This window comes from Oceanobacillus alkalisoli (genome assembly GCF_021556485.1).
GTDB lineage: Bacteria > Bacillota > Bacilli > Bacillales > Amphibacillaceae > Oceanobacillus > Oceanobacillus alkalisoli.
This window is the reverse complement of sequence record NZ_JAKGBW010000017.1, coordinates 46,788-72,285: the sequence shown is the minus strand read 5'-3', so window position 1 is coordinate 72,285 and position 25,498 is coordinate 46,788. Positions and strand designations below refer to the sequence as shown.

General features: G+C 41.2%; 20 protein-coding genes. 7 read left to right on the top strand and 13 right to left on the bottom strand.

What is annotated here, in order from left to right:
* Window positions 1-11 precede the first annotated feature (11 nt).
* The 3 genes from ilvN to ilvD form a co-directional block, all read right to left on the bottom strand.
* The gene (ilvN, locus tag LZD48_RS14970; protein WP_235763532.1) at window positions 12-533 is read right to left on the bottom strand and encodes an acetolactate synthase small subunit; all 522 of its coding nucleotides are present in this window, start codon (window positions 531-533) and stop codon (window positions 12-14) included.
* Window positions 530-2,251, bottom strand: coding sequence for a biosynthetic-type acetolactate synthase large subunit (gene ilvB / locus LZD48_RS14965; RefSeq protein ID WP_235763531.1), 1,722 nt, complete (start codon window positions 2,249-2,251; stop codon window positions 530-532). The genes ilvN and ilvB overlap by 4 nt, the downstream gene beginning before the upstream one ends.
* 712 nt (window positions 2,252-2,963) lie before the next feature.
* A complete protein-coding gene (gene ilvD, locus LZD48_RS14960; RefSeq protein WP_235763530.1) occupies window positions 2,964-4,646 on the bottom strand; it encodes a dihydroxy-acid dehydratase in 1,683 nt (560 codons plus the stop codon).
* Between the two features lie 270 nt (window positions 4,647-4,916).
* Between ilvD and LZD48_RS14955 the strand changes: the two genes are divergently transcribed.
* Window positions 4,917-5,321: an SDR family oxidoreductase gene (locus LZD48_RS14955; protein WP_235763529.1), complete on the top strand. Its 405-nt coding sequence runs from the start codon at window positions 4,917-4,919 to the stop codon at window positions 5,319-5,321.
* Window positions 5,322-5,399: 78 nt separating this feature from the next.
* Here the strand turns inward: LZD48_RS14955 and LZD48_RS14950 are convergent, their stop codons facing one another.
* A complete protein-coding gene (locus LZD48_RS14950) occupies window positions 5,400-6,188 on the bottom strand; it encodes an HAD family hydrolase (RefSeq protein WP_235763558.1) in 789 nt (262 codons plus the stop codon).
* 748 nt (window positions 6,189-6,936) lie between these two features.
* Between LZD48_RS14950 and LZD48_RS14945 the strand changes: the two genes are divergently transcribed.
* Window positions 6,937-8,031, top strand: a complete 1,095-nt coding sequence (locus LZD48_RS14945) for a branched-chain amino acid aminotransferase (RefSeq protein ID WP_235763528.1) — start codon at window positions 6,937-6,939, stop codon at window positions 8,029-8,031.
* A gap of 123 nt (window positions 8,032-8,154) precedes the next feature.
* Entirely contained in the window at window positions 8,155-9,012 is an 858-nt protein-coding gene (locus LZD48_RS14940) for a YitT family protein (RefSeq protein ID WP_235763527.1), read from the top strand.
* Between the two features lie 12 nt (window positions 9,013-9,024).
* Here the strand turns inward: LZD48_RS14940 and LZD48_RS14935 are convergent, their stop codons facing one another.
* Entirely contained in the window at window positions 9,025-9,987 is a 963-nt protein-coding gene (locus tag LZD48_RS14935; protein WP_235763526.1) for a dipeptidase, read from the bottom strand.
* A 126-nt stretch (window positions 9,988-10,113) separates the two neighbouring features.
* Here LZD48_RS14935 and LZD48_RS14930 point away from each other — a divergent pair, with 126 nt between their 5' ends.
* Together LZD48_RS14930 and LZD48_RS14925 are read left to right on the top strand one after the other, a co-directional pair.
* Window positions 10,114-11,109, top strand: a complete 996-nt coding sequence (locus LZD48_RS14930) for a YcjF family protein (protein ID WP_235763525.1) — start codon at window positions 10,114-10,116, stop codon at window positions 11,107-11,109.
* A gap of 3 nt (window positions 11,110-11,112) precedes the next feature.
* On the top strand, window positions 11,113-11,589 hold the full coding sequence (locus LZD48_RS14925; RefSeq protein WP_235763524.1) for a GNAT family N-acetyltransferase: 477 nt from the start codon (window positions 11,113-11,115) through the stop codon (window positions 11,587-11,589).
* Window positions 11,590-11,944: 355 nt separating this feature from the next.
* Here the strand turns inward: LZD48_RS14925 and LZD48_RS14920 are convergent, their stop codons facing one another.
* The 3 genes from LZD48_RS14920 to LZD48_RS14910 all read right to left on the bottom strand — a co-directional run bounded on the left by LZD48_RS14920 (window position 11,945) and on the right by LZD48_RS14910 (window position 16,940).
* Window positions 11,945-13,342, bottom strand: a complete 1,398-nt coding sequence (locus tag LZD48_RS14920; RefSeq protein WP_255771087.1) for a SpoVR family protein — start codon at window positions 13,340-13,342, stop codon at window positions 11,945-11,947.
* On the bottom strand, window positions 13,339-14,508 hold the full coding sequence (yhbH, locus tag LZD48_RS14915; RefSeq protein WP_235763523.1) for a sporulation protein YhbH: 1,170 nt from the start codon (window positions 14,506-14,508) through the stop codon (window positions 13,339-13,341). Before yhbH ends, LZD48_RS14920 begins: the two co-directional genes overlap by 4 nt.
* Window positions 14,509-15,044: 536 nt before the next feature.
* Window positions 15,045-16,940, bottom strand: a complete 1,896-nt coding sequence (locus LZD48_RS14910; RefSeq protein ID WP_235763522.1) for a PrkA family serine protein kinase — start codon at window positions 16,938-16,940, stop codon at window positions 15,045-15,047.
* A gap of 263 nt (window positions 16,941-17,203) precedes the next feature.
* On the opposite strand from LZD48_RS14910, the gene ppx reads away from it, so the two are divergent.
* Entirely contained in the window at window positions 17,204-18,748 is a 1,545-nt protein-coding gene (gene ppx, locus LZD48_RS14905) for an exopolyphosphatase (protein WP_235763521.1), read from the top strand.
* A gap of 105 nt (window positions 18,749-18,853) precedes the next feature.
* Complete coding sequence (locus tag LZD48_RS14900; protein ID WP_235763520.1) at window positions 18,854-20,941, top strand: RNA degradosome polyphosphate kinase; 2,088 nt, start codon at window positions 18,854-18,856, stop codon at window positions 20,939-20,941.
* 74 nt (window positions 20,942-21,015) lie between these two features.
* Here the strand turns inward: LZD48_RS14900 and LZD48_RS14895 are convergent, their stop codons facing one another.
* From LZD48_RS14895 to LZD48_RS14875, 5 genes are all read right to left on the bottom strand, one after another.
* On the bottom strand, window positions 21,016-21,456 hold the full coding sequence (locus LZD48_RS14895; protein ID WP_235763519.1) for a hypothetical protein: 441 nt from the start codon (window positions 21,454-21,456) through the stop codon (window positions 21,016-21,018).
* A gap of 15 nt (window positions 21,457-21,471) precedes the next feature.
* Entirely contained in the window at window positions 21,472-22,296 is an 825-nt protein-coding gene (locus LZD48_RS14890; RefSeq protein WP_235763518.1) for an aldo/keto reductase, read from the bottom strand.
* 283 nt (window positions 22,297-22,579) lie between these two features.
* Complete coding sequence (locus tag LZD48_RS14885; RefSeq protein ID WP_310739844.1) at window positions 22,580-23,530, bottom strand: MBL fold metallo-hydrolase; 951 nt, start codon at window positions 23,528-23,530, stop codon at window positions 22,580-22,582.
* 10 nt (window positions 23,531-23,540) lie between these two features.
* Entirely contained in the window at window positions 23,541-24,314 is a 774-nt protein-coding gene (locus tag LZD48_RS14880; protein WP_235763517.1) for an enoyl-CoA hydratase/isomerase family protein, read from the bottom strand.
* Between the two features lie 12 nt (window positions 24,315-24,326).
* Window positions 24,327-25,313, bottom strand: coding sequence for an NAD(P)H-dependent flavin oxidoreductase (locus tag LZD48_RS14875; protein WP_235763516.1), 987 nt, complete (start codon window positions 25,311-25,313; stop codon window positions 24,327-24,329).
* Window positions 25,314-25,498: the final 185 nt, after the last annotated feature.

Sequence of the window (25,498 nt, the reverse complement as noted above, 5' to 3'; positions counted from 1 at the left end):
AATTTATTTTTTTATATTGTAAGTGAGCTTACTTCAGCCACATAGCTCTTCGTTTGTTGGCCTCTTAGTAATGCTGTTACTCCTGTTCTAGCAATCTCTTTAATACCAAATGGTTTTAATAGCGTGATAAACGCGTCAATCTTATCTGTCTTTCCAGTGACTTGAACGGTCATCGTGTCTTTACTGATATCAACAACCACCCCACGGAATGGGTCAATCAGTCCCTGGATCTCAGCTCGGATTTGGCTATTCGCTGTTACTTTAATTAGAGCTAGTTCGCGGGCGACAACCGATTTCTCTGTTATATCGGATACTTTAATAACATCGATTTGTTTGTGGAGCTGTTTGGTCAGCTGTTCAAGCTTATGCTCATCTTCCACATTAACGACGAATGTCATTTTTGCAATCCCTTCTGCTTCTGATTCGCCAACGGTAATGCTCTCGATATTAAAATGTCGCTTTGAAAACATTCCGGTAATTCTGTTTAAAACACCACCGCGATTTTGCACGGTACAGCTTATAATCCGTTTCACGGCTTCACCCCCACCATTTCGTTATTCCCTTTTCCAGGTGCGACCATCGGAAATACTTTTTCTTTCCAATCAATCCGGAAATCAACAACTACCGGACCGTCATAAGCGAAGACATCTTCCAATACGCCTGGAACATCTTTTTCTTTTTCAACTAGCATGCTACGGATACCGTAACCTTCCGCTATTTTCAAAAAGTCTGGATTTTTGGTTAATAATGAGCTCGAGTAACGTTCGCCATGGAACTTTTCCTGCCATTGTCTTACCATTCCAAGTGCCTCGTTATTAACGATAAATACTTTAACGGGTAAACTATGTTCATGGATTACTGCTAGTTCCTGAATCGTCATCTGGACACCACCATCCCCGACAATCGCAATAACTAAATCATCTGGTCTGCCGAATTGTGCACCGATTGCTGCTGGTAAACCGAAGCCCATCGTCCCTAATCCACCGGATGTAAGCCAGTTATGCGGCTTGTTGAAAGCGTAAAATTGCGCCGCCCACATTTGGTGCTGTCCAACATCCGTTGCGACAATTGCTTCCCCTTTCGATTTCTCGCAGATTTGTTCAATCAGCCATTGTGGAGAAACTTTCTCCTCATTTCGCTTATACCAATATGGATAGTTCTCTTTGTTTTCCTTTTGCTTTGCTATCCATTCTGTTGTTTCGGGTTTTTTAATATCCATAGCGAGCAATGCTTGTAAGGCTGTTTTCGCGTCAGCTACAATCGGTACGTCCGTGCGGATGATTTTCCCAATTTCCGCTGGGTCAATGTCGATATGTGCAACTTTTGCTCCTGGTGCGAAGTTTGCGACTTTTCCGGTTAAGCGGTCATCGAACCTCGCTCCGATATTGATAAGAACGTCCGCCTCATAAATCGCCATGTTTGCAGTGTATGTGCCATGCATGCCACCCATGCCGAGGAATAGCTCATGCGTTCCAGGGAAATTGCCAAGACCAAGTAATGTATTTACAACTGGAATTTCGTATCTTTCGACAAATTCTCTTAAATATTTTGTCCCGTCAGAAAGTAATACGCCTGCTCCTGCCAAGAGAACTGGTCGTTCTGCTTGTTCCAACAGGTTAGCTAACTTTTGCAGTTGTAACGCATTCGGTTTAACATTCGGCTGGTAGCCCGGTAATTCAATCGTGTTGCTCTCGCTTTGGACAGTCAGTTCCGCTGATATGTTTTTCGGAATATCGATAAGTACCGGTCCTGGGCGTCCCGTTGTTGCAATATAGAAGGCCTCATTAACAACTCTCGATAATTCTTTTGCATCCTGAACCTGATAATTATATTTCGTAATTGGAGTTGTAAGACCTAATACATCCGCTTCTTGGAAAGCATCCGTTCCAATTACTCCCTGTCCGACTTGCCCGGTAATGATAACAAGCGGTAAGGAATCCATCATTGCATCAGTTATTCCAGTAATCAGGTTAGTTGCTCCCGGTCCTGATGTTGCAATAACTACCCCTGGCTTCCCGGTAACTCTTGCATACCCTTCTGCTGCGTGGATGGATCCTTGTTCATGGCGGCAGAGTATGTGTTCAAAGGGAAATTCGTGACGGAACATTGCATCATAAATCGGTAATACGGCACCGCCTGGATACCCAAAAACTTTTTCAACCTTCGCTTCCACTAGGGCTTCAATAAGTAAATCAGCCCCCGTTACGAACCCCTTCCCTGCTTCCGTCTTCTGCCTTGCTTCAACCGCCATTCGTATACCTCCCTCATTTTTTAAAGAATTAGTTATTTTAGTATCAAAAAAGACGCTATTCGCCCCACAACACGCCTACCTGCATGTATATTGGGGAGAAAAGCGTCTACTCTTCACGGTACCACCCATATTCACAGCACCCTTACGGATACTGTCTCATCAAGCTGAATCAGCTTGATTGGATAACAGGTGCAATAGGTTGCACCTGGCACAGCTTAATGGATCTTTAAATCAAGATCGTTCAGCTGGGCACTCGGAGATGATGTCGGAACAATTGGTACTTCTGGGCTTCCAGCAACCCCAGATCTCTGTGAGTACCAGGACCATGTTCTTTTATTCTCGTCATCGATTTTTATTCGTATTAGATTATCATTTCATCGTGCACAATTAAGATCACTTTTATTTGGCTTCGTTCCTGAAGCAGTTGTGCTTTGTGATGTTGCCGTTTATCATACAATGGTTTTTAGAAAAGGTCAACCGCTTTTCGCAAAGTTATTCGACACTTTAGATAAATCAAATAAATTGATTGCGCTTACATTATTGATTCAATCAACTTTTGCATTTTAAAAAAATATTTAATTTTTTTCTGATAAATTTTATTTTTAGCGGGACTAGGGTCAGAGCAACTGTCCCAAGTGGGACAAGTGCTCTGACCCTAGTCCCGCAACACGAAAAAAATGACCCGGGGATTACCGGATCATTTTCAGGTTGGTTATCTATTTAAGTAATCAGTGACTGCACCTTTTGAGGCGCTTGTAACATTATGTGCGTATTTCCCTAAGGCACCTTTTTTGTAAAGTGGTGGTGCAACCCACTTGCTGCGACGGGTCTCAAGTTCTTCTTCGCTCACTTCAAAAGTCAGCTCCATGTTCACTGTATCGATCGTGACGGAATCGCCTTCTTCAACTAGCGCAATCGGCCCTCCGACTTGTGCTTCTGGTGCAATGTGACCAATTACAAGCCCGTGGGTTCCACCAGAGAAGCGCCCATCTGTTAAGAGGGCAACTTTTTCACCAAGGCCTTTCCCTACTAGAATACTAGAAAGGGATAGCATCTCCGGCATTCCTGGTCCGCCTTTTGGTCCGACATAACGGATAATTAACACGTCGCCTTCATTGATTCTATCTTCTATCACAGCTTGTGTCGCTTCTTCCTCGGTGTTAAAGACACGTGCTGGACCAGTATGTTGTTTTACTTTAACTCCCGACAGTTTCGCAACCGAACCTTCTGGTGATAGATTTCCTTTCAGAACGACCAGTGGTCCATCTTTACGTTTCGGATTGTCAAGCGGCGTAATTACCTCTTGTCCTTCTGTCAAATCCGGAACATCTTTCAAGTTTTCTGCTAATGTTTTTCCAGTTACAGTTAAGCAATCTCCATGTAGGTAGCCGTTTTCCAGTAGCATCTTCATGACTGCCTGAACCCCGCCAACGTTGTATAAGTCTTGGAAAACGAATCTTCCGCTCGGCTTCAAGTCGGCAATATGAGGGACTTTTTTCTGGATACGTGCGAAGTCATCAATCGTAAGGTCGACTTCAATTGCATGAGCGATCGCAAGTAAGTGTAGAATTGCGTTCGTTGAGCCACCAAGTGCCATAACTAGGGTAATAGCATTTTCAAATGCTTCTTTCGTCATAATATCTTTCGGGAAAATCCGTTTCTCAATCAGATTATATACAGCACGGCCTGCTTCCTTCGAGTCAACGCCCTTCTCTTTCGATACTGCAGGGTGGGAAGAGCTTCCTGGTAAACTCATACCTAACGCTTCAACCGCTGATGCCATCGTGTTTGCAGTGTACATTCCACCACAAGACCCAGCACCTGGACAAGCAGCACATTCGATTTGTTTTAGCTCTTCGTCACTGATGTCCCCTTTATTATTTTTCCCGACACCTTCGAAGACAGATACGAGGTCGATATCTTTTCCGTTCAGATTACCCGGTGCAATTGTTCCTCCGTAAACGAAGACAGATGGAATTTCCGCGTTAGCTATTGCGATCATACAGCCCGGAATGTTCTTATCACATCCTCCAAACGCGACAAGTCCGTCCATATTTTCCGCTCCGACAACTGTTTCAATCGAGTCAGCGATAATCTCCCGGCTCGGAAGCGAGTAGCGCATGCCTTGTGTACCCATCGAAATTCCGTCAGAAACAGTAATCGTATGGAACAAGAACGGAACTGCTCCTGCCTCACGTACACCCTCTCTTGCTTCTTTAGCTAATGCTCCGAGATGTACGTTACATGGTGTGACATCACTTTCTGTATCTGCAACACCGACCATCGGTTTTTTAAAGTCTTCATCGGTAAGACCTACCGCCCGAAGCATCGCCCGGTTCGGTGAACGCATTTTCCCATCAAATGCCTGACTCTTAATTCTTAGATCCTTTGACATACCTTCTCCACCTTTCATTTTCGAATCATTATAAGATTAATTTTCAAATAGTTCAATGTATTAATTTGTTTTTCGCTATAAAATAGGCTCAAAAAACCGGGTAAATTAACATTTTCGACAAATTAATAAATATTTTTTGGTTACGGATGAATGTGTCATAACATAACGTTTGCAAATACATATTATCCGAATTACTACAAAGAATATAATCATAATGAATTCCAATCGTAATCAGGAAATAATTATTCGAATACCAAGAAGGAACAGAATATGAGTGAAAAAAAAGCAGTAGTAATCACAGGAGCGGCACAAGGAATTGGAAAAGAATTAGCATCACGTTTAGCAAGTGATGGTTTTCGTGTCGTATTAAGTGATGTGAATGAATCTGTACTAGAGGAAACAGCGAAAGAATTAGCCCCCCATAAAATTACGGTCAACTCCTATTATCCTGGTATCGTAGGAACGGGTATGTGGGAACGGCTGGATGAAAAGATGATGGAACATATGGGGACGAAGAAGGGAGAAGCATTTGCGAAATTCACGGAAGGAATTGCACTTGGCCGTTCTCAAACTCCAGAAGATGTAGCAAACCTTGTTTCTTTCCTCGCTTCTTCAGATTCTGATTATATTACTGGTCAAAATATTCTCACGGATGGTGGTATGGTGTTTAACTAAGCGGTCAACGCAGAAAATACTTTAAAATATTATTTTCCTAAAAAACCCCTTTGGATCGGACAACCAAAGGGGCAATACTTAATTATTTATCTTCTCCAGCAGCGGTAAAAGGTCCATAAGTTCGTTGATTTCATAGTGAGGTTTGACTTTCTCAGGTTTAGCATCTTTACGGTTGATCCAGACGGAAGTGATTCCCGTTTGTACTGCTCCAAGTATATCTGTGTTCAAATTATCTCCAACCATGATGACTTCCTGTTTATCTTTTTCGATAAGTTCCAATACATGTTCAAAAATCGCTACATCCGGCTTTCCTTTGCCAAAAGCACCGGAAATAATAATTTGTTCGAAATACGGTACAAGCTCAGGTGTTAAATCAAGCTTGATATTCTGCAAGGCAGGTGAACCGTTCGTTAATAAAACAAGTTCATATTTCCCTTGCAGGCACTCGAGTAATTGTAATGTATCGTCATAAAGCTTCGCCGTTGTTTTCCTTGCTTTCGGGAACGTTTCGCCGAGCTCGGCACCAAATACTACATCATCAATACCAAGATCTTTGAGACCTCTTGTCCACGCTTCTTTCCGATATTCCGGAACAATTTTACGTAGTTCCGGGAACATGCCGCCTTCATCCGGGAACTCGCCCCATAATCCTTCAAACGGATTAATGCCAATCATCTGTGTAAATTCATATGTAGGATACGATGCATAAATTTCTCTTGCATTTGCCCGCACACATTTCTCCAGTTCTACTGGATCTAAATCGTACTTTTCCTGTGCTACTTTACACGTAGCTGCAAACGCATCTTGCACACTTTTTTCATCCCAGAGCAACGTATCATCCAAATCAAATACAATCGTCTTAATCACCATTCGTTCTCCCTTCAACTCAAGTAAACTAACCTTACCCAACTTTCACACCTAAAAATTCCCAATCGCTTTCATTCAGCGTGAGTGATTTACTCATTCTCTAGACTGGAGTTCTAATCGCCGTTCAGTTGCCCGGTGGACGGATGCGCATCCTTGGGCACTGCCGGAGCTCCTCGGGCTGAGCACTAAGGGGTCTCCAGGCTCGTGCTGTTCCCGCAGGAGTCACCGTCCACCGGGCAACTAAACTGGTAAGATTGTTATGATAAATAGAAGTTAATCCGTCTCAATACAGGTTATATTCCAGGAATATCAAATAGCGTTCAAAATTTGACCTTTCCACTAAGCAGTCCAGACACCTCGAGACTCCTGCGGGAGGATAGGCCTGGCGAGACCCCGCAGCGCGATAGCGCGAGGAGGCTTGCCGGCCACTCAGCAGGTGCGAGAGGTGTCTGGACTGCGGACCTCCAAAAGAGAGTTTCAGTTTCGGATACTTACGCTGAATGAGAGTGATTAGCTTTTTAGGGTACGCTAGTTGGGTAACCTTACTTTAGCATAAAACGGAACTTTATTCAGTTGGGCTGGCACATACTGATACTGTCATAAAACAATCACCCCCAACAAAAGGATACAAAATATCCTTGAGATCCGCCGATGACTCAAAAAAATAAAGAGTCAAAAAATTCTCTTGCTAAAATCTGAAAAATCGCTTATCATTAAGGGAAACTTTGTTGAATAAGGAGATAGAGATATGGAAGTACAGTCAATACAAGTCGAGAAGAACACCGCACCTAAGGAAAAACCTATGACTGATCAATTAGAATTTGGCAGGGCTTTTACGGATCATATGTTTGTAATGGATTATTCCGATGAGCTCGGGTGGCATAATGCTAAAATTCTACCATATCAGCCGCTTACGGTTGACCCTTCCGCCATGGTATTCCATTACGGCCAATCGGTTTTTGAAGGATTAAAAGCATTTCGCACGGAATCGGATGAGGTTCAACTATTCCGTCCAAGTAAAAACTTTGAACGTATGAATAAATCCAATGAACGACTTGTTATTCCAGAAATTGACGAAGAGTTTGTCTTGAAAGCATTAATAAAACTAGTTGAAATCGATAAGGATTGGGTGCCGGATGCAGATGGTACTTCCCTCTATATTCGTCCGTTTATCATTGCAACGGAACCGTTTCTAGGTGTCGCACCATCTCGAAATTATAAATTCATCATCATTCTTTCACCAGTAGGTTCCTATTACAAAGAAGGTATCAATCCTGTAAAAATCGCAGTTGAAAGCAAATTTGTCCGTGCTGTAAAAGGTGGAACAGGTGAGGCGAAGACAGGCGGAAACTACGCAGCAGGGCTAAAAGGCCAGGAAGACGTAGCGAAGGATGGCTATTCTCAAGTACTTTGGCTTGATGGGGTCGAAAGAAAATATATTGAAGAAGTCGGCAGTATGAACGTATTCTTTAAAATCAATGGAGAAGTAATTACGCCTGCATTAAATGGCAGTATTTTACCAGGGGTGACTCGTGACTCTGTTATTCAATTGCTGAAACATTGGAACATTCCGGTATCTGAACGCAGAGTGAGTATGCAGGAGCTTGCTGATGCTCACGCGGACGGTACGCTGGAAGAAGCTTTCGGCTCCGGGACAGCAGCAGTTATTTCACCAATCGGCATGCTTAGCTGGAATGGTAAAGAATATCGTATCAACGATGGCGAAACCGGTGAAATCTCTAAGAAAATTTATGATACGATAACCGGAATCCAATACGGAAAACTTGATGACCCATTCAACTGGAATGTACCTGTAACAGAAAAAGCAAAAGTAAATCAATAAATAATCATTCATCTCCAGCCTTTATGCTGGAGATTTTTTTATTTCTCTCCTCTGACTATTTACGCTTTGCTCTACGAATGATAAAGTAGAAACGGTCATTATAATTAGAAAGGAAACACTTTGATGCAAAATCAAAATCAACTTATTCAGTATTTCTATATTATTCTTGGTGCAACAATTGTCGGAGTAACCTACAATATGTTTTTACTTCCTGCAAAGCTTGCTGCAGGTGGAATTTCTGGGGTAGCTACCTTGCTCTTTGAAATGTATGAGCTTAGCCCTGCCTTTACGCAAATCGCAATAAACATTCCGATTTTCCTAATTGGCTGGCTTACGATGGGAAGTGACTTTGGATTAAAAACGTTGGCTGGGACATTTTGGGTTCCTTTTATCATCTATTTAACTCAGGATATTACGCTCACAATTACGAACCCATTACTCGGTGCAGTTTACGGCGGGATCCTTCTCGGTGCCGGACTTGGCATTGTGTATAAAGGGAATGGTTCTACTGGCGGAACCGCTGCTTTAGCGCAAATTATGAAACGGTTCACGAATCTTTCAAGCGGCTATGCCCAGCTGCTTGTCGATGGATTTGTTGTTATCACTTCCATATTCGTTTTCAGTTTAGAACTGACATTATTCGCCTTAATGACCATTTTCATATCGAGTAAGGCTATCGACTTTGTTCAGCTCCGGACTTCTGCGACGAAACTCATTCTTATTATTAGTGAGGAAGAAGAGAAAATTCAGCGGATCATTAAAGAGGAAATTGACCGGGGATTAACGAAAGTCCGTACGGTCGGTGGTTATTCGAATCAGGATAAAACGATGTTGTTATGTGTAACGGAACAACATGAAGCTGTCGAATTAAAGAAAATCCTGCAAAAAGAAACCCCAAATGCATTCGTTATCTTTCTGAACGCTTCTGAAATTCTCGGTCGCGGCTTTTCAATTGATAAATATTACGGTCAAAAACTATAGAAGCACTGGGGATTACCCCTCGGCTTCTATTTTTTTAATTTGATTCATGAAGTTGTTATAAGCAAATCCTTTTACGGTTTCCTCCGAGTAGAATTTAAGGAGTCCATTTATTAAGTTTTGGTATTCGCCAGCATGGGATAGATTGTCGATAAAAGTGCTTATTCCATCAAAATCTGAACCGAAGCCAATATGTTTTTCCGCACCCAGAGCACATAGATGATCAATATGTTTAATAAAATCGGAAATGGTTGCTTTTGTACTATTTTCCCGAATAAATGGCGGATTGAAAACCGTATGGATAAATCCGCCTTTTCCAATCAATGCTTGTATTGCATCATCTGGAAGGTTACGTTGGTTGTTGCAAATTGCCCTTGCATTGGAATGGCTGGCAAACGGGTAATGAGCATGTTCAAGCACATCCCAGAAAGCAGCATCAGATAAATGGGAAACATCCGTAAGTATTCGGTTTTCATTATTAAGCGCGACAACTTCTTTCCCGAAAGCTGTCAGCCCAGCACCGCGCACTTCCCCTGCCCCATCAGCACAAAGATTTGCATCATTCCATGTCAATCCGACTGATAATACTCCAAGTCGGTAAAGTGTTTTAAGTTTCATTAGATCATTCCCGATACACTCGGCACCCTCGAGCGTGAGAACGGCACCGATTTCTCCTTGTTTTAAATGATTTATTTCGGTAAAACTCTTAATATGTTTCATCTCCGGATTTTTTCCGATAATTTCCGAATGAAAAAGATCGACTTGTTCCAGAGCATGTTGCCATTGTTCATCCGTCGGAATACTAGGATGAATAAATATAGCGAAAAATTGCACTCGGACTCCGCCTGTTTTTAAACGTTCCAAATTCGTCCCCAATTCAGCTGATTTACGAAAATGGAGTGGCGCATCATATTCCACACGTCTTTTTGCCATCTGTAATTTTAATAAAGCATCACAATGGGTATCGATAACATACAACTTTAATCTCTCCCTTCATTAATAGTAATTCAAGTTTAAACCGAGCACAAAGATTCGACAAGGATCGATGATTTCTATCTTAAATATAAATAATTTGCTAAAATAAGAAAAAGGAGTGTGATTCGCTTGGAGCAATATAATGAAAAAGATTTTAATCAAGCTTTTGAAGAGGAAACAGAAAAGGTCAATGCAGAACTTGAAAAAGAAATTTTATTTGCGATGATCGGCGACGTCAACACCGGAAAGTCATCAACCATTAATCAGCTGATAGGTGATGAAGTTGCTGAAGTCGGAGCAAAACCAGGAGAAACAACCAATATCGACCGTTATGTATACCGCGATAAAATCATCTTTGTCGACACCCCTGGTTTAGATGATATTGAAGCAAAGCATTCGGAAGAAACATTGAAATTTTATAAAGAAGCGGATGTCGTACTCTTTTTCTTAAACGCAGCAGGAACCGTTTTATCAGAAGGTGAATTACGTTCCTTTGAAACGATTCGAAAAGCGAATAAGGATATTCTGTTCGTTCTGAATAAAATTGATGCAGCAGACGATATCCCTGGACTCATCCGGTATATTAAAAAACATACGAGCTCACGGTCCAAGGTGGTGCCTATATCCTCAAGGACCGGAGAGAATATCGATAAATTGCGTAATGAAATTCTGGATATCCTGCAAAAAAAGCATAAAGAAGTCCAATTTGCACGGCTGATCAAAGAAAAATCTTCAACAGCAAATAAATGGATCCTTACAGCGTCCGGATCTGCTACAGCTGTCGGAGCAGCACCGATTCCCGGCTCTGACTTTGTACCTTTAACCGGTATCCAGGTTGGACTGATGGTAAGACTTGCTATCCTTTATGAAAAACCTTTATCAAAAGCAAAAGCGAAGGAGTTAATCTTAGCGACGATAACTGGGAATATCGGGAAAACGTTATTCCGGCAAGTTGTTAAATTCATACCAGGTGCCGGCTCTGTCGCTGGCGGAAGCATCGCAGGCGGGATGACGTTAGCGCTAGGCTATGCTGTAAAATACGCCTATGAAAATGATATCGAACTAGACGCGAAAACACTTGGCTCCTTGTATGATTTCTTTAAAGAAAAAAAGCAAAGGAGTTAAATGATGCGGATTCGTACTATCCAGGAAAAGGACAATAAAAAAATCGAAGCAATCATTAAACAATCACTTGAGTTTGAAAAGTTAAATATTTCCGGGACTGCTTATTTTGATCCCTATCTTGGTGAGCTTTATCAATTTTATCAAGCAGAATCGGCTGCAAACTATTGGGTTGCTGCAGATGAAAACGATGAAGCGGTTGGCGGTGTTGGCATTGGCCCCTTTGGCAATCATGCCGGTATAGGAGAGCTGCAAAAACTCTACCTTGCTCCAGCTACCAAGGGCCAAGGTATTGCCAAAAAGCTGATACAAACAGCACTGGAATTTGCTGGCAAACATTATTCCCAGTGCTATTTGGAGACATTCGAATCCCTTACCGCTGCCAATCGGCTATATGAAAAGTTCGGATTTATCAAGCTTGAAAAACCGCTTTCCGGATCCGAGCATAACGCTTGTAATGCTTGGTACATTAAGAAATTATAATATGGCTGGGACGTATGTTTCAAAGATTAGGACGTCCCAGCCTTATGCTATCGTTACTTAATAGCTAACGAATGATGGCATACATTTTTATATCTTGATTCTTCCTCTTGATTACCCGCGCCTTGTGTAGGGTTCCTTCATATTGTAACCTGTACATCGCTTGCAAGTCTGTTTGGTTTTACTCTTCTTAACCGAAGCCGCCCTGATTCCAATGTAGGCAAATTACTAAATATATCTTGAACTTCCATCGCTTTCTCCCCCTACTTAATTATTGGGGATTATTATACCACAAAAGCAGAACAGTCAAAGCCGGAAATAGACTGGGTTGCAATCCAGCTTGACTAATAGGAACAATTTATAAAAATTTCTTTTTAACTTCTTCTCCATAGCAGCTGAATCGAATATCGCGGTCTTCTACAATCGTCTCAAGATGGACCGGTCTGCCCCAGAGTTCATAAACATATGGCAGCACATGTTCAAGATATGGCAAGTCAAGCTCTGTTTCTTCATAATGATGCATGAGATAAAGTTCTCCATTTCTGTTATAGTCACCGTCCACGACAGTAAGATATGGGAACCCACCATTCACGCGCATGGAAACGAGCTGATCTCGGACTTGTTCGTATTCCTTTGTAGATACCCGGTAATCCCTTCCCTTTTTCTCAAACAAATACATATCTTCGCGCTCCACCATTTCTTTCGTTAAATAATTCCGGATAAACGAAATGTCTGACTCGATTTCCCGAACTTCAAACATTTTTTCTCGTCCGCTTCCTGGTTTCACGCCACGGGCAAGCATCTTTTCTGTCGGATCGTTATATCTTTCCTCAATCTCCTCAAACATCTTGATTCCTAAATAATACGGATTAATCGAGGTGCGGGATGGCTGTAAGACTCCAGCATTTAATGAAGCATATTCAATCGTCTCGGCACTCGTTAAATCGAGTTCACGCATGATACGCTGATGCCAGTATGATGCCCAGCCTTCATTCATAATTTTCGTTTCAAGCTGCGGCCAGAAATAAAGCATCTCATCCCGGAGCATTGTTAAAATATCGCGTTGCCACTCCTCGAGTTCCCGGCTATGTTGTTCGATAAAATAAAGTAAATCTTTTTCAGGTTTCGGCGGGAATTTCTTCCGTTCTCTTCGGACGACAGGCTTTTCTTTTTCTACTTCATCAAGACCCCATAAATCATCATAGGGCGTAGATTTTTGCTCTAGCTTTGTTTCTTTCTCTTCGTAATCCTGTTCACCACGCATGAGGGACGGATCGATATGCTCTTGGATGGCGAGTACCCGGTCGAGAAAATCCTCAACCTCTTTTTTCCCGTACCGCATCTCGTACGCTGCGATTCGCTCTGCCGTCGTCGTCATACTTTCCACCATATCCCGGCGCGTATTTGAGAACCTGACATTGTTTTTAAAAAAGTCACAGTGGGCGAGTACATGGGCAATAATCATTTTATTTTGCACAAGTGAGTTCGTATCAAGTAAAAAAGCGTAACAAGGGTCAGAATTAATGACGAGTTCATAAATTTTACTTAAACCAAGATCATATTGAAGCTTCATTTTATGAAACTGTTTACCAAAGCTCCAGTGATTGAAACGAGTAGGCATTCCGTAAGCGCCAAAGGTATAAATTATATCTGCCGGACAAACTTCATAGCGCATCGGGTAAAAATCGAGACCAAAGCCTTCTGCAACTTCTGTAATCTCACTTATTGCATACTCTAATTCCTTATTCTCTATCAACGGGATCCCTCCCTCGTTTCCATCCGTGAGAAAAAGCTTTTTAGTGCAGGATACACATCTTGTTTCTCCCTGAGCTGGTAATAGCGAAAGTTCGGATGCTTGATCGTCTGATACGTGTTCATCAATGTCGAATAACGGTTATAACTATTTACCTCCCCGTATCCGAACATTTGAGATACATCAAGCAACTCATCAACCAATTTTAAGCATTTCACATTATCTGAGGTGATATTCTCCCCGTCGGAAAAGTGAATCGGATAAATATTATAGCGGGACGGTGGATATTTTTCCTCAATCAGCTCCAGTGCTTTCATATAGGCGGAAGAACAAATCGTTCCCCCACTCTCACCCTTCGAGAAAAATTCATCCTTTGAAACAACCTTTGCCATCGTATGATGAGCAATGAATTCAAATTCGACTGTCTGATATTTTTTTATTAAAAAGCGATTCATCCAGAAAAAGAAACTGCGTGCCATATACTTTTCAAATGTTCCCATAGATGCACTCGTATCCATCATCGCAAGGACTACTGCCTTTGATTCATGCTTCACTTCTTCATTCCATGTTTTAAAACGTAAGTCATCGGGATGAATCGGTGTGATGCTTGCCTCACCTTCTGTCGCGTTCCGTTTCAGGGCAGATAAAATTGTCCGTTTCTTATCGATATTCCCCATAAGACCTTTCTTACGGATATCATTAAATTCAATGTTCTCCGTCACCATTTCCCCGGTTTCTTTTTCCGCTAAATTCGGCAGTTCCAGCTCTTTTAATAATGCAGCTTCAATATCAGCGAGAGATACTTCCATTTCATAAAAATCCTCTCCTGGCTGGTCTCCCGGCTTCTCTCCACTGCCTTTTCCTTCTTCATTTCCTGAGCGGGCAATTACATCACCGACTTGACTGTCGCCATCCCCTTGACCGACATGTTTTGTTTTATCATGGTTATAACGGATTTTATATTCATCAAGGGAACGGATTGGAATTTTCACGACATTTTTGCCATCGGAAAGAATAATGTTCTCCTGACTTATTAAATCAGGGAGATTATTTTTGATCGCTTCTCGGACCTTATCTAAATGGCGTTGCTGATCCTGATTGCCTTTACGATGGAGAGACCAATTTTCCTTGGAAACGATAAATTGCTGCTTGTTTGGCTTTGCTCCCATCCTTCTCCTCCTTCATATTCCATTCGCAATGCAGACTGCTTGTTATATCCTATTCATCTTCAGGATCATTCGTTTCCCTCATAACCCAACTTTCCAATCTAATAACTATTGTTTTCATTCAACGTAAGTGTCCAAAAGTCACTTCTGAAGGTCCGCAGTCCAGACACCTCTCGCACCTGCTGAGCGGCTGGTGAGCCTCCTCGCAGGCAAGCCTATCCTCCCGCAGGAGTCTCGAGGTGTCTGGACTGCTACGAGGAAATGCCATATTGGAATCACTGTTTAATGTACCGGAAAAGTATAATCCTTATCGTGGCGGAATAATTTATATTTAAAATAATCATCTCTCCCAGTTCAGTTGCCCGGTGGACGGTGACTCCTGCAGGAAAAGCACGAGCCTGGAGACCCCGCAGGGCGCGAGCCCGAGGAGCTCTAGCAGTGCCTAAGGATGCGCATCCGTCCACGGGGCAACTGGACGACGATTAATGCTCCGAACTAAATGAACGTGCAAAACACTTACGCTGAATGAAAGTGTAATCTTAACGGTTTAGTAAGCTTCCAACGTAACGAAGCAGTTCGTTGGCAGAGGTAGAGTTATAGCCGTATTCATCAATTAAGCGGGCGATGACCTCGTTTACTTTTTTCAGCTGATTCTCATCCGGTGTCTGGGAGGTAGTCGTAATTTTTACGACGTCTTTTAAATCGGCGAATAATTTCTTTTGAATTGCTTCTCGGAGCCGTTCATGGGAATTATAATCAAACCGTTTTCCTTTCCTTGCATAAGCAGATAAACGAATTAATATTTCTTCCCGGAAGGCTTTTTTCGCGTTTTCGGAAATTCCAATTTGCTCCTCAATTGAGCGCATGAGTTTTTCATCTGGATTCATCTCTTCCCCAGTTAATGGATCACGCAGCTTATTCTTGTTACAATAGGCCTCGACATTATCGAGATAGTTATCAAGTAAAGACTTTGCCGATTCCTCATAGGAATAGACAAATGCTTTTTGAACTTCATTTTTGGCAATCTCATCGTATTCCTTGCGGGCAACAGCAATATAATTCATATATTTCTCCGCGTCTTCTCTTGATATCGCCGGATGTTGATCAAGCCCATCTTTTAAAGAACGCAGTACATCTAATGCATTAATGGACGGAACTTCTTTACGGATGATAGCAGAAGAAATTCTATTAATCACATAACGTGGGTCAATTCCTGACATACCTTCATCTTGATGCTCACGCCCGAGCTCTTCAATATCGACTCGATTAAATCCTTCAACATTTTCTCCATCATAAAGACGCATTTTCTTCACGAGGTCGATTCCCTGCTTTTTTGAATCCTTCAAGCGAGTCAATATAGAGAAAATTGCTGCAACCCTTAAGGCATGCGGAGCGATATGAACATCTGCTATATCACTTTCCATGATCATTTTTTCATAAATCTTCTCTTCTTCACTCACCCGGAGATTATATGGAATGGGCATCACAATAATTCTCGAATGAAGCGCTTCGTTCTTTTTATTGGCAATAAAGGAGCGATATTCCGTCTCATTCGAATGGGCTATGATCATTTCATCCGCCGAGATTAAGGCGAATCTTCCCGCCTTAAAATTCCCTTCCTGCGTTAACGATAATAAGTGCCATAAGAACTTCTCATCGGATTTCAAAATCTCCTGAAACTCCATCATTCCACGGTTTGCCTTATTCAATTCACCATCAAAACGATATGCCCGCGGATCAGATTCTGAACCATACTCAGCAATAGTAGAAAAATCAATACTTCCTGTTAAATCAGCAATATCTTGGGATTTCGGATCGGATGGACTGAATGTACCAATTCCAGTCCGCTTATCCTCTGAGAAAAAGATTCGTTCCACCCGTACATCCTCAATTCGTCCACCATACTCTTTTTCAAGACGCATCGTATTTAATGGAGATAAACTACCCTCAATCCGAATACCATATTCCTCTTGAAATTCTTTACGCAAGTGCGGTGGAATTAAATGGAGCGGATCTTCATGCATAGGACATCCTTTGATTGCATAAACGGCACCTGCATCTGTTCGGGTATATTCTTCCAAACCACGCTTCAACAGTGTCACAATCGTCGACTTTCCGCCACTTACCGGTCCCATTAATAATAAAATTCGTTTCCTTACATCTAAACGCTTGGCTGCCGGGTGAAAATACTCCTCGACAAGCCGCTCAATCGCTTCTTCCAATCCGAATATATCATCCCCGAAAAATTGATAGGTTTTCCTGCCATTTTCTTCGGTGAATCCTTCATCTTTAATCATATTATATATACGGGAGTGAGCAGATTGAGCGACATGTGGTCTTTCTTTGACAATCTCAAGATACTCAGCAAATGTTCCTTCCCATCGTAAACGGCTTTCTTCTTCGCGGTACGCTCGAACTTTATTTAGAATTTCCATAGTTACTCCCTCCATGATAGCAGCGATTTATATATCCTATGCCGGACAGGGGGTTAACATTACCCCGGAATTTAAGGAACCGGAAGTCAATCAATAGTTTTGCCGAAAAAGGTATGAATCGCCTAAAATTATGGGTATATTAAGAAACAACAGCCGATGAGGTTCCGGAAGCTTTATGAAGCATCAGCAGCTCTTGTTCAATCTTAGAAATTCCTATCCAAGTAGGATATACGTTTTACATTTTTAACAAAGAAGGTGTTTAGATGACAGTGAAAAAAAGCTATTATTCTATCATTGATATCGGCTCCAACTCCATTCGCCTTGTGATTTACGCGCAAGATCACTCCCTTCGTCTTCATGAAGTGGAGAATGTAAAAGCGATGGCAAGACTAAGAAATTATCTAACAGAAGATAATGTGATGAACAACAAAGGAATTGAAAAACTTATTCGTACCTTAACGAGTTTTCGAGAAGTAGTTCATAACTATGAGCTTACGGAATTTATTTGTGTCGCAACGGCCGCGGTAAGGCAAGCCAAGAATCAAGCAGAAATCTGTGAACAGGTCTATGAAGCAACCGGCTGGAAACTTCGCATCCTTTCAGAAAAAGAGGAGGCATACTACGGCTACCTATCAGTGGTCAATTCCACAACAATTAATGAAGGAATAACGATTGATATTGGTGGTGGCAGTACCGAAATTACTTATTTTAAAGACAGACGTATCGTACATGCTCACAGTTTCCCTTTCGGTGCATTGACGTTGAAGCAATTTTTCAACAGTGCGAAGCCTACCCGTAAAGAAATCCACGAACTTCAGGAATTTTTAAGGAGCCAATTAAAAACGTTGAACTGGATAAAAGGGAAAGCTGTACCATTGATTGCAATTGGAGGAAGCGCGAGAAACCTTGTTCAAGTTCATCAGCAACTCGTTAAATATCCGCTCGCAGGCTTACACCAATATTTGATGACAGATAAAGCAATTGAGAAAGTCTGCCGGTATTTAGCTAATTTCAATGAAAGTGGCCTGGAAAAAATAGAAGGGCTTTCAAAGGAACGGGCTGATACGATTGTCCCTGCTTCTTTCGTGTTTTTAACCATTTATCAATTTATGAAAGCGAAAGGGTTTATTTTAAGTAGAAAAGGACTCCGGGATGGGGTCTTTTATGAGCATTTAGCTGCGAATGCAGATGAAAATTTATATCCGGATGTGCTCAAGGACAGTATTCTTGAACTTGTTTATGAATATAATCTTAACCGGGAGCAAATCCAGCATATTGCAATGTTATCGAAGAAGCTTCTTGAAGGATTGGCGGAGCTGCAGGTTGGTGAACTCACTTCTTCCGATTGGAAATATTTACAACTCGGATGCTATGTCTATAATCTTGGCAATTATATCGATTCGGAATCCAGTTCGCAGCATAGCTTTTATCTTCTTGCCAACCGAACGATTGATGGTCTTTTGCATATCGAACGTCTAAAATTAGCCTTGCTTGCATCTTTTAAAAATAAAACTGCTTTCCAGCAATATATGCAGTCTTTTACCGATTGGTTGTCAGATAAAGAACAGGAAAAACTATACACACTTGGAGCACTGCTAAAATTTATGTACTGCCTGGACGCGACGAAACGACAAGTCGTCACCGATTTTGATTTAAAAATAACCAAGCGGGACATTTACCTCGATGTATATTGCAATCAGGATTTTATGCCAGAACAATACCAAGCGGAAAAACAGAAAAAACATCTGGAAAAAGCCCTGGATCGAAATGTTCATATAAATTTTACAATACCTGTACTGAAAAGTTAGTATAATGGAATAGTATAAAGTAAAACTTCAATCAGTGGAAGTTTTACAGACGGTAATACTGGGATAAAATATTTGTTACTACTGCTAAAGTAAAGGTGGATGGCTATGCTCAAGATAGATAAAAACAAGTCACTTGATCAGCCTGCATATTTCAATAATCGAGAGCTAAGCTGGTTGTCTTTTAATAAGCGAGTATTGGATGAAGCTTTTGATGTAAATAATCCACTTATTGAAAGATTACGTTTTATTGCTATCTTCTCTTCCAATTTAGATGAGTTTTTTATGGTCCGAGTCGCTGGACTGAAGGACCAAGTAAGGGCTGGCTTCAATAAACCCGAAAACAAAGCAGGTCTTACTCCGAAAGAACAGCTGAAGCAAATTGGAGAATATAATAAAACACTCGTTAGCAGTCAATACAAGATTTTCAAAGAGATCCAGAATCAATTAAAGAAAGAATCCATTAACATGCTCTCCATTATAGAGCTTTCTGTAACAGAGCTCACTTGTCTGGAACATTATTTTGATGAACAGATTTTCCCAGTACTGACCCCACTCGCAATTGATGCCTATCGTCCCTTTCCGATCATATCCAACAAGTCACTGAATCTTGCCGTTGTACTGCAAGATACGTGTGACCAAGAAACAGAAAGACATGCGATTGTCCAAGTTCCTGCATTGCTCAGTCGATACATCCGAATCCATTCAGGGCATAGCTATGTCGCACTAGAAGAAATCATCTCTCATTTCATGTATAAATTATTCAATGGGTATGAAGTCCGTTCCATTACGGAATTCCGGATTACGCGGAATGCTGACTTAACCATTCATGAAGAAGGGGCCCGCGATCTTTTAAAAGTGATTGAGAAAGAAATTAAGAAACGGAAATGGGGAGCTGCCGTTCGTCTCGAAGTGAGAAAGGAGAAATATAACGCTAACGTCGTAAACTTTTTATTGAATGTTTTGGAGATCCATCCGAATGACTTGTATCTTGTTGATGGCCCGCTAGATTTAACCTTTCTCGTTGATTTCATCAAAACGATTCAGATGGACCATGAACATCTTATTTACCGAACGCTTATGCCTCAACAGCCGAAGGATATTCATGAAGATGAATCCGTATTTGAAGCAGCCTTGAAACGGGATATTTTTCTGCATCATCCATATGAATCATTCGATCCGATTGTAGAGTTATTAGAAGGTGCTGCAGATGATCCAGACGTTTTAGCGATAAAACAAACACTTTATCGGGTAAGCGGCAAATCGCCAATTATCAAAAGCCTTAAACTTGCAGCTGAAAATGGAAAACAAGTGACCGTCCTTGTGGAATTAAAGGCTCGTTTTGACGAAGAACAAAACGTTCAGTGGGCAAAGGAACTTGAAAAAGCTGGTTGCCACGTTATTTATGGGATGCATTCCCTGAAAACTCATAGTAAAATTACCCTTATCGTCCGTAAACGCCAAGGCAAGATCGAACGATTTGTCCACTTTGGAACCGGTAATTATAATGATTCGACAGCGAAAGTCTACACCGATATCGGCATCATTACGACGAAACGTAAAGTAGGGATTGACGCTACAAATTTTTTCAATTATTTAAGCGGTTATACAGAGAGACCGAAGTTTCATCATTTGGCTATGGCACCATTTGATATCCGGAATGATTTCATTCGCTATATTACGGAAGAGATAGAATTTCACAAGCAAAAAGGAAACGGACATATTATTGCAAAAATGAATTCATTGACTGATAAAATTTTAATTGAAAAATTATATAAAGCAAGTCAAGCAGGTGTACAAATCAATTTGATCGTCAGGGGGATTTGTTGTCTGAAACCCGGCATTAAAAGTGTTAGTGAAAATATTACAGTACGAAGCATTGTCGGCCGTTATTTGGAGCATAGCCGGATATTTTATTTCCACAGTAACGGGAAAGAGCGTATTTTCCTTTCATCTGCAGATATGATGACAAGAAATATGGAAAAGCGGATCGAGTTGTTATTTCCAATTTATGATGAAAGAATAAAGTTACGGATTAAGGACGTGCTTGAATTAACTTTAAAGGATAATGTAAAAGCAAGAGAACAACATGCCAACGGGGTTTATGATTATGTAAAAAGAAAACCGGAAGAACGTGCTATTTCCAGCCAAATGGAATTGTTTAAATTAGCTTATGAAATGCGAGAAAATAAATAAAAACGAAGACTGCTATACTCATGCTGATATGATGAATATAGCAGTCTTCGCTTTTTTAATGGTTCAAAAACGCTCTATTCATTTTTTATATGCTTATTGTAATAATCGGCCGTAACCTTTTTTCCGTCCGTAATTTCATAATGGGTTGAAGTTTTCAAAACAATCCACGTCATGATATCTCCTTCACCTGCATCATTGACAATATAATGCCAACGCTCTTCGTATGTATCGTCCAGTTCAGCCGCGATTTCCGGGTTCAGTCGCTTTCCAGTAAGTTCAATTGCATTTAATAGTTTAATCCCTTCTACGTTACGAACTTGGGTTGCCAGTTCATCTGCGAGTTCCTCAACCGGATACTCCCTTAAAAATTCTTTATTAAAATAAGCTGCGACCGCTGCCTCATCTTCCAACAATGCCTCTTCATACATATCTTCCACAACAGAAACAGATGCCGGATTAAAACAACCGGTTAAAAGAAAGGCAGCACCAGCTAGTAAAATAATCATTTTCCGCATGTGTTCGTATATTCCTTAGAAATCATCTGGGTTGGAGCCGGTACGTTCGTTAATGTTCATCTCGGCAATTTGTTCGACTTCTTCAGCAGTAAGCTTGAAATCAAAGATATCAGCGTTTTCAATCATCCGCTTTTTATTAATGGATTTTGGAATGGTCATAACTGCCTGGTCCAAGTCCCAGCGTAAAAGTACTTGCGGGACTGTTTTTCCGTATTTTTCCGCAATCTGAACAAGTAATGGCTCATCGAAAATACGCCCCTTTTTGAGTGGAGACCATGCTTGCATTTGAATATCATGTTCTTTACAGTACGCTCGGACATCACGTTGCGTCAAATGCGGATGGAATTCAATCTGATTCACTACCGGTTTTACTTCTGCATCTTTTCGTAATTCTTCCAAGTGATGCACATGGAAATTGCTTACTCCTATGGCACGTACTTTTTTATCCCGGTAAAGTTTTTCCAATGCACGCCATGTGTCTTTATATTTTCCGGATACCGGCCAATGAATCAAGTAGAGATCAAGATAATCAAGTCCTAACTTTTCCAATGATTCATCGAAAGCTTGCAATGTAGATTCATATCCTTGTTGATCGTTCCACACTTTCGATGTAACAAAGATTTCGTCTCTTGCAATTCCTGAATCTTTAATTGCTTTTCCAACGCCCTCTTCATTTTCGTAAACAGCAGCTGTATCGATCAGACGATATCCTACAGCAAGTGCATCTTTTACCGCATTGATTACGGTATCACCGTCTTCTACTTTAAATACGCCGAGTCCAAACCCAGGCATTTTTACGCCATTGTTTAAAGTTACCGTATCTTGTAAATTATTAATCATCGTTATCCTCCCATTCATTGTTTCTTCCATCTTCTATCTTATCATTATTTTCTTACTTCTAACAAATTGGAAAGCAAAGGCAGAAGCGCCATTACAGGCTAGGTTCGCGATTCGTTTCGCAACGCTTGTACTAGCGCATCCAGTAGTCGCAGCAACGTACAAACTGGAGCACTCCGACTGCTTGAGCACAGAGCGGGCATGAATGGTGCTGATAACTGCAGTTGACTAAAAACAGTAGCTCTTCATTTTCTATGCAGTGAGGAAAGGCAAGTTAAGAAAACAATTAATCTGCACGGTATACATATACTTCTCCTTGCTGTTCCCTTTGACATCCTCCATTTAAACGGAGATATTCCAGGTGGGCAAGGGTTTCTCCAATTGCGAACCGTGTTTCATGGATATTTAATTGTTTATTGAAAAGCTGTTCACAGGCTTCATAAACCGTTCGACCTGCCTGAATAATTTCGTGCAAAGCTTCAAGCCTTTCGTAATGATGCGCTTTTAATTCCAATACGCGTAAATGCCCTTCATGAAACGGTTTGCCATGTGACGGGATAATGAAGTCCACCTCAAGTGCAGCAATTTTGTCCAATGAATCGAAATAACTTGAAAGCGGATTTGGATCACCATGGAACCAGTGAGAAATATTCGGTGTAATCTTTGGTAGAATATGGTCGGTGCTTAGCAGTGTATTTTTTTCCTGATTATAAAAAGTGACGAGTCCTTCCGAATGGCCCGGGGTGAAAATAACTTCATATTCATATTTTCCAAGAACGATTTTTTCCCCTTCTTCCAAATAATGCGAGATGGTCGGATAAGGTTGTACCCTCGGGACAAACGCTTCCGTGTTCTCAATCATTTGCCTCGCAATCTGCTCTGGAATACCTGATAATCTATAATACTTTCCAAGTTTGGTGAGAAGTTCCTTTTCCCAGCTGAACAACCCATTTTCCGCATCAATTTGGGACATGGAAACGCTCGTACCATACCTTTCTTGAAAACTTCCTGCATATCCGTAATGATCTGGGTGATAATGCGTTATAATCAGATGTTTTACTTCTTTTCCAGCAAGCTCTTCTTCCCAGCGTTTCACTGTCTTCTCATTATGCAGGCCGGTATCAATGACCGTATAGCCATCTATCCCTTCTGCAAGAAAACAGTTCACATGATTCAGACGAAACGGCAACTCAAGTCGAATAAGCTGTAAACCATATTCTTCTAACATTCTCTCCATTCCTTCCACCTTAGTTTCCTATAAAGTTTGGTTTTCGTTTTTCAAAAAATGCTGCAATCCCTTCTTTATTATCTTCTGATTGGAGGAGCAGTGTTTGAATCGCTGTTTCTTGTAAGTCACTCGTTTCATAATTTAGTTTGTCAGCATGGTTGACGAATTGTTTTACAAACCGATTTGCAAGTGGCGGTCCGTCTACAATGAATTGGGCAAAATCATTCGCTTCTTGTATCAGATTTTCTTTTGCAACATGATTTACAAGTCCCCAAGCTTTTAGTTCATCCGCAGTCACTGGTTTGGCTGCAGAAATCCACTCTTTCACTAAGGGTCGCGGAACATTATCGGTGAGAACTTTCATTAATCCAAGATCAGGAATCAGCGCGATGTTTGAAAAACTGCTAACGAATGTCGCTTCACTTTCCGCTACAATAAAGTCCGCTGCCATCGCAATACTGAACCCGGCACCTGCAGCGAAACCATTTACAGCGGCGACGACGTATGTGTCCATCTTGCGGATTGTTTGAACAATTTCAAGAGCCCGTTTCATATACTTCATTATGGAGGCGGATTCATTCAGATCGTGAATCGTCTCTAAATCACCACCTGCTGAAAATCCTTTTCCTTCCCCAGATAGAATAACAACGCGAATTGCTCGGTCTTCTTCCGCATCTATTAATGCTTCGATGACATCATTTACGAGTTCATAGGATAAAGCATTCCGTTTATCTGGCCGATTCATTGTAATATAAGCAATACGATTTTCCTTTTTCACCTTTACAACCTTCATCTTTTCTCCCCCTTATTTCAATTGCTGGACTGCTTGTTGATATTCATTTGCAATTTTTTCTTTCGCTTTTAAATATTCTTCTTGCAACTCGGTTATGATCTCTTTTACCGGCTGTTCTTTTTTAACCGGCCCCACCCCTTGACCTGCTCCCCAAATATCTCGCCATGCCTTAACATCTGGGTTACCAAGTTCAGAAATATCTATTTTTCCTTTTTCGGGAAGCTGTTCTGGATCAAGACCAGCATTTACAATACTTTTCGTAAGGTAATTGGCATGAATTCCGCTAAAGGCGGGTGTATACGTAATATCGGATAGCGTGGAGTCGATAATCATCTTACGGTAATCATCAGCTGCACTGCTTTCCTTGGCAGGAATAAACTTCGTACCGAAATAAGCAAAATCAGCTCCGAGTGTCTCTGCAACGAGGATATCTTCTCCCTTTGATAACGTGCCTGATAATGCAACTGGTCCGTCGAAAAATTCCCGGATTTCATGCATGAACGCAATCGGATTCAATCTGCCACCATGCCCGCCCGCTCCAGCTGCGACGAGAACAAGCCCGTCACTTCCTTTTTCTAAAGTTTTCTTCGCAAATTTCATATCAATAACATCACTTAAAACGATGCCGCCATATTCTTTCACAATTGCTACGACAGGACTCGGGTCGCCAAGTGACGTAATCACAAGCGGTGGTTTATACTTTTTAATCAAAGTTAGATCTTCTTTAAATCGTTTATTCGAACGGTGGCTAATAAAATTGATTCCCCATGGAGCTAATTCTTTGCCTTCTTTTCCTCTTAACTGTAAGCCTTCCGTAATCTCTCGCATCCAATCATCCAACTGCTCGGTTGTCCGTGTATTCAGAGCTGGAAATGTACCGATTATCCCCTCAGCACATGCCTCCAGCACCATTTTCGGATTGGAAATAAGAAACATCGGCGCCATGATAACCGGCAGTTTAACCCCCCGCAGCAACTTTTTCGTTACTTCATTTGTCATGGAATATAATCCCCCTTTTACTACTGCTAGTTTTCGAGTGAATGTTCATTCATTATTCTGCAAAAAAATAGAAATGTGCACAATCTGCATTTCATGTATTATTCTAATTCTAAATTTTCATATTTTTATTGTCAAGTGATTTCACTAAAAAAATAGGGTCATTTGATACAACTCTCAAACTGACC